Here is a 4,899-nt window from a genome sequence, read left to right as displayed (position 1 = left end):
CCAATGTCTACTATAAGGGGTGCACTTCAGTGCACTTCAATGTTCGGCTTGGCTTTTTTTGCATGAGGACATGGATGACAGGCTGGTACAGAAATAGAAAAGACGATTTACTCATCGATATGCAAGATAATGTCATACTTCATTTCTAACTTCATATATCTGATTTGGAAGGCGTTTGTTGATACGACCTTTTACGTTCGTGCCCAAGTGGGGGGTCACTCACGGATGAGCATCACTATCTACTAGAACTGAATCATTTACGAAAAATGTTTTGTGTGAGGGGCATATTTATGCCGTCTAGCAAATAAGATGTTACTAGTCCAAAAGCATGTACGAGTTGCGTCGAAATGCCCTTGTACGACGTGAAATCTCGGCGGCGAACACTGGCGACAACGGCAACAGCTCAATCCTAGCAACGGTGCCAATCGTTTCTGAAGGGCGAGAGGCGAACGTTGTCTCGTAGTCCGTCGGAAAAATTTGAGGAGGGGATATCAATTGGAGAAAGTGGACATTTTTAAGGACATAGCCGAGCGTACCGGCGGGGATATTTACCTCGGGGTCGTCGGTGCGGTCCGCACAGGGAAATCGACGTTCATCAAACGATTTATGGAAACGGTCGTATTGCCTAATATCACGAATGAATCCGACCGCATTCGCGCAGTTGACGAATTGCCGCAAAGCGCAGCAGGTAAGACCATTATGACGACTGAACCCAAATTCGTTCCGAATAATGCAGTTCAAATTAAAGTAGCGGAAGGCTTGGATGTTAACGTTCGTCTAGTGGATTGTGTTGGCTATGCAGTAACCGGAGCCAAAGGCTACGAAGATGAGAATGGCCCGCGCATGATTAATACGCCGTGGTTCGAAGAGCCGATTCCATTCCAGGAAGCGGCCGAAATCGGGACACGCAAAGTCATTCAAGAGCACTCCACATTGGGCGTTGTTGTGACGACTGATGGTACGATTGCTGAGATTCCTCGAAGCTCGTATATCGAATCCGAGGAGCGCGTCATTCAAGAGTTGAAGGAAGTCGGCAAGCCATTCGTACTGATTATTAACTCGACGAAGCCTCGCAGTGATGAGACGATTGCACTCCGCAATGAGCTGCAGATTAAATATGACATCCCAGTAATGGCGCTCAGTGCAGCGACGATGGGCGAAGAAGATGTAATGGGCGTTCTTCGTGAAGTTCTGTATGAATTCCCAGTACATGAAGTCAACGTGAATCTTCCGAGCTGGGTAATGGTTCTGAACGACACTCATTGGCTGCGCTCCAGCTATGAGTCGTCAGTACGTGATACAGTCAAAGATATTAGACGTCTGCGGGATGTTGATCGTGTTGTGCAGCAATTTATGGAGTATGACTTTATTGCCCGAGCTGGTTTGAGCGGCATGGACATGGGGCAAGGCGTTGCTGAGATTGATTTGTACGCGCCGGACGAATTGTACGACCAAATTCTGATGGAAGTGGTCGGGGTAGAAATACGAGGCAAGGATCACTTGCTTCAGTTGATGCAGGAATTCTCACATGCGAAGCGGGAATATGACCGATTTGCGGATGCGCTTGAAATGGTGAAGACAACTGGCTATGGCATTGCAGCGCCTACCTTGAACGAAATGGCTCTCGATGAACCTGAGCTGATTAGACAAGGCTCACGCTTCGGGGTACGGCTCAAAGCAACGGCTCCTTCCATTCATATGATTCGCGTCGATGTTGAATCGGAATTCGCTCCGATTATCGGAACGGAGAAGCAGAGCGAAGAGCTGATGCGCTACTTGATGCAGGACTTTGAAAACGATCCAACGAAGATTTGGGAATCTGATATTTTCGGTAGATCACTGCATTCCATCGTTCGCGAAGGCATACAAGGCAAAATCGCCATGATGCCAGACAATGCACGCTACAAGCTTCAAGAGACATTGGGTCGGATCATCAACGAAGGCTCAGGTGGATTAATCGCCATCATATTGTAATTGGATTGCAAGGAAGCCTAAGTGGCTATTCCAAAATGGATTAGCCACTTAGGCTTTTTGTTGTTCCTGTAAAAATTCATCGATCTTTTATTGCTAAATCAATTTACAGACTCGAAGGAAGCGGGTATATTTAAGAATAATGCCGGTAACGGTAAAAAGTGGGATTTATTCGTCGTGGAAAATCGAATGGATCAGTAAAGTCAAGAGGCGGGATAGAGATGAGCAGCGTATGGAAAACGCAAGGAGTATCAAACTTACGTTCCGCGCATGTCTCCGATACGGATGCGGCAGGCGATTGTCAATTTGAAGCGGATTCAAATTTGTACATGCTTGGAATTACAAAATCGTATAACGGGCTATCTGTTCTGAAGCAAGTCAACTTTACTGCATCTAGCGGAGAAATTCACGCTCTTGTTGGCTCTAATGGAGCGGGGAAGAGTACGTTGATGAATATATTGTCAGGCGCATGCCGATCCGATGTCGGAGTCATCCAGTTAGGAAGCGAACAGTTATCGATTCATTCACCTGCTGATGCGAAGAAACAGGGAATTCATTGTGTATATCAAGAGGTAGATGTCGCACTTATTCCCAAGCTTACAGTAGCAGAGAATATTATGATGGATGATTTTAGCATGGGGAGAAGTTCTTGCTGGATTCGCCCTGCGCATCTGAAGAAGAGGGCTGAGGGAATCATGGATGCTATCGGCCTGTCGATCTCGCCTTCGCTGCGTATGGAGGAGTGCACATTAGCGGAGAAGCAGATGGTGCTTATATCGCGAATATTATTGAATGAAGCTAAGATTGTCATATTTGACGAACCAACTGCATCCCTTAGCTTTGAGGAGTCAGAGCGGTTATTTACGATTATGCATACACTTCGAGATCAAGGAGTTATCGTTCTATTTATTACTCATCGTCTGGCTGAAGTGTTTCATCATTGTGATCGTATCTCTATCTTGCGTGACGGTGAATTGGTTCACAGTTCGCTAATCTCTGACATTTGCCCCAAGGAAGCAATTCAATATATGCTGGATAAAACTATAGAAGAAGAACCCGGTGTACATTCCTCTGTTCGTGAAGAGGTTCTGCTTACTGTGAAGGGAATCTCTTGCGGCCAGAAGCTCAAAAATGTAAACTTCGAATTGAGACGCGGGGAAATTCTTGTATTTGTGGGGCTGATAGGAGCTGGGAAGACGAAGCTGGCTCGGATTCTTGGAGGGGCCGAGCTGTGCGATGGCGGAGAGATAACGTTGAATGGAGAAGTGCTTCAGCCGCGTTCTATTCGTGATGCGATTCGTGCGGGCATCGTGCTTGTTCCCGAGGAACGACGCAAATATAGCTTATTTATGGATGAGTCGGTACAGAGCAATTTATGTATCTCTACATTGCCAAAGTACTGCACAGCGGGTTTCGTATCAACCACGCGAGAGCGGCTGTCAGCAGAGCGCGTGATCGGGCAGCTTAATATAAAGACTGCTTCTGTAAAGCAGAAAGTGAGATATTTAAGTGGAGGCAACCAGCAGAAGGTTGCCATAGGGAAATGGCTTGGCACTGATGCGCATGTATTTGTCTTAGATGAACCTACGAATGGGATCGATGTCGGTGCGAAAAATGAGATTTTCCGCATCATTGGACAATTGTCAGAGGAAGGAAGAGGAATCATTTACTTCACTAGCGACATGTATGAAGCATCAATGGTTGGCGACCGCATTGTTGTTATGTATGACGGGGAAATGGTGCGGCTATTTGAGCGAGGAGAGGCATCGGAAGAGCAGTTATTGTTCTATGCTTCAGCTGGTGGCAGGCTGAGAGATGTTGAAGATAGAGTGAAGGGAATATCAGATAAACAGTAGGGGAAACATATAAGCTTATCGTTGTTCTTTAGTCCCTACTTGCATTTGTAACAACGGTATATTACTATAAATTTGTTCTGTGAACCCATTTGGAAGCAGATTGGATATCGTATTGAACTGTTTTGCTGATGATAAGGTATAAATTCTAGAGAAACAGTGAAGAAAATGGATAACGATGCATACTTGAATCAGGAGGTGAACAGAATGAATAAATCTGAATTGGTAACTGAAGTGGCAGAGGCTACGGAATTGTCGAAGAAAGATGTGACGAAAGTAGTTGATGCTGTATTCGAAGCGATTTCGACTGCACTTCAGAACGGCGACAAAGTCCAATTGGTAGGCTTCGGTAACTTTGAAGTGCGCGAACGTTCCGCACGCAAAGGCCGCAACCCGCAAACGGGCGAGGAGATTGAAATTCCTGCAAGCAAAATCCCTGCGTTCAAACCAGGCAAAGCACTTAAAGATGGTATCAAATAAGTGAACTTACATACTTTTGTCTAATAGGGGAACGCAAGTGAGGCAGAAGCCGCGACATGAATGTCGCGGCTTCTGCTCCTTTTCAGAGGGGAAGTTGTGGAGTAGGATGCTCTAGATTACTCGTAGCTGCTCTACTGCTCTGTGTACTGCCGCTGTAGGCGACCAGTACAATACGCTGACCACTTACTTGACTTAATTGCTCTTCCCACTGCTGAAGCAGCTGTAGCTGGTTGGATTGTAAATGTGCTGGGTGCATCGCATTAGCTCCTTTTAGATGAAACGTGCTACACTAGTAGTATGCCCGAAGAATGATGATTCACATGGTTGACGCTGCAAGGAAGCCAATACATATGCAAGGAGGTCAAGCAGTTGGAAACACAAAATGACTTTATCGTAATAAAGGCCAAAGATCAGGGAGTTCAAGTGATCGGTCTGACACGCGGAACAGATACGAAGTTTCATCATACGGAGAAGCTGGACAAGAATGAAGTGCTTGTCGCCCAGTTCACGGATCATACGTCCGCAATTAAAATTCGCGGCAAAGCAGTTGTTATGACAAAACACGGTGTAATTCATACCGATACAGACGAATAGG

The 4,899-nt window shown here is 45.9% G+C and carries 5 protein-coding genes; 4 read left to right on the top strand and 1 reads right to left on the bottom strand.

What is annotated here, in order from left to right; translation table 11 throughout:
• Positions 1 to 495 precede the first annotated feature (495 nt).
• From spoIVA to AZ66_RS26980, 3 genes are all read left to right on the top strand, one after another.
• Complete coding sequence (gene spoIVA, locus AZ66_RS26990; RefSeq protein WP_021259211.1) at positions 496 to 1,974, top strand: stage IV sporulation protein A; 1,479 nt, start codon at positions 496 to 498, stop codon at positions 1,972 to 1,974.
• A gap of 218 nt (positions 1,975 to 2,192) precedes the next feature.
• Positions 2,193 to 3,827, top strand: a complete 1,635-nt coding sequence (locus AZ66_RS26985) for a sugar ABC transporter ATP-binding protein (protein WP_021259210.1) — start codon at positions 2,193 to 2,195, stop codon at positions 3,825 to 3,827.
• Positions 3,828 to 4,031: 204 nt separating this feature from the next.
• Positions 4,032 to 4,304: an HU family DNA-binding protein gene (locus AZ66_RS26980; protein WP_021254695.1), complete on the top strand. Its 273-nt coding sequence runs from the start codon at positions 4,032 to 4,034 to the stop codon at positions 4,302 to 4,304.
• A gap of 82 nt (positions 4,305 to 4,386) precedes the next feature.
• On the opposite strand, the gene AZ66_RS31685 is transcribed toward AZ66_RS26980, so the two are convergent.
• Positions 4,387 to 4,560 (bottom strand): hypothetical protein, encoded by a 174-nt coding sequence (locus AZ66_RS31685; protein ID WP_156160102.1) that lies wholly within the window; start codon positions 4,558 to 4,560, stop codon positions 4,387 to 4,389.
• A gap of 113 nt (positions 4,561 to 4,673) precedes the next feature.
• On the opposite strand from AZ66_RS31685, the gene mtrB reads away from it, so the two are divergent.
• On the top strand, positions 4,674 to 4,898 hold the full coding sequence (mtrB, locus tag AZ66_RS26975) for a trp RNA-binding attenuation protein MtrB (protein WP_021254694.1): 225 nt from the start codon (positions 4,674 to 4,676) through the stop codon (positions 4,896 to 4,898).
• The last annotated feature ends 1 nt before the right edge of the window (position 4,899 follow it).

Origin of the sequence: Paenibacillus sp. E194 (assembly GCF_000935845.1) — a bacterium.
Taxonomy (GTDB): Bacteria; Bacillota; Bacilli; order Paenibacillales; family Paenibacillaceae; genus Paenibacillus_B; species Paenibacillus_B alvei_B.
The sequence above is the reverse complement of the archived record's forward strand: the minus strand, read 5'-3'. Positions and strand labels throughout refer to the sequence as shown.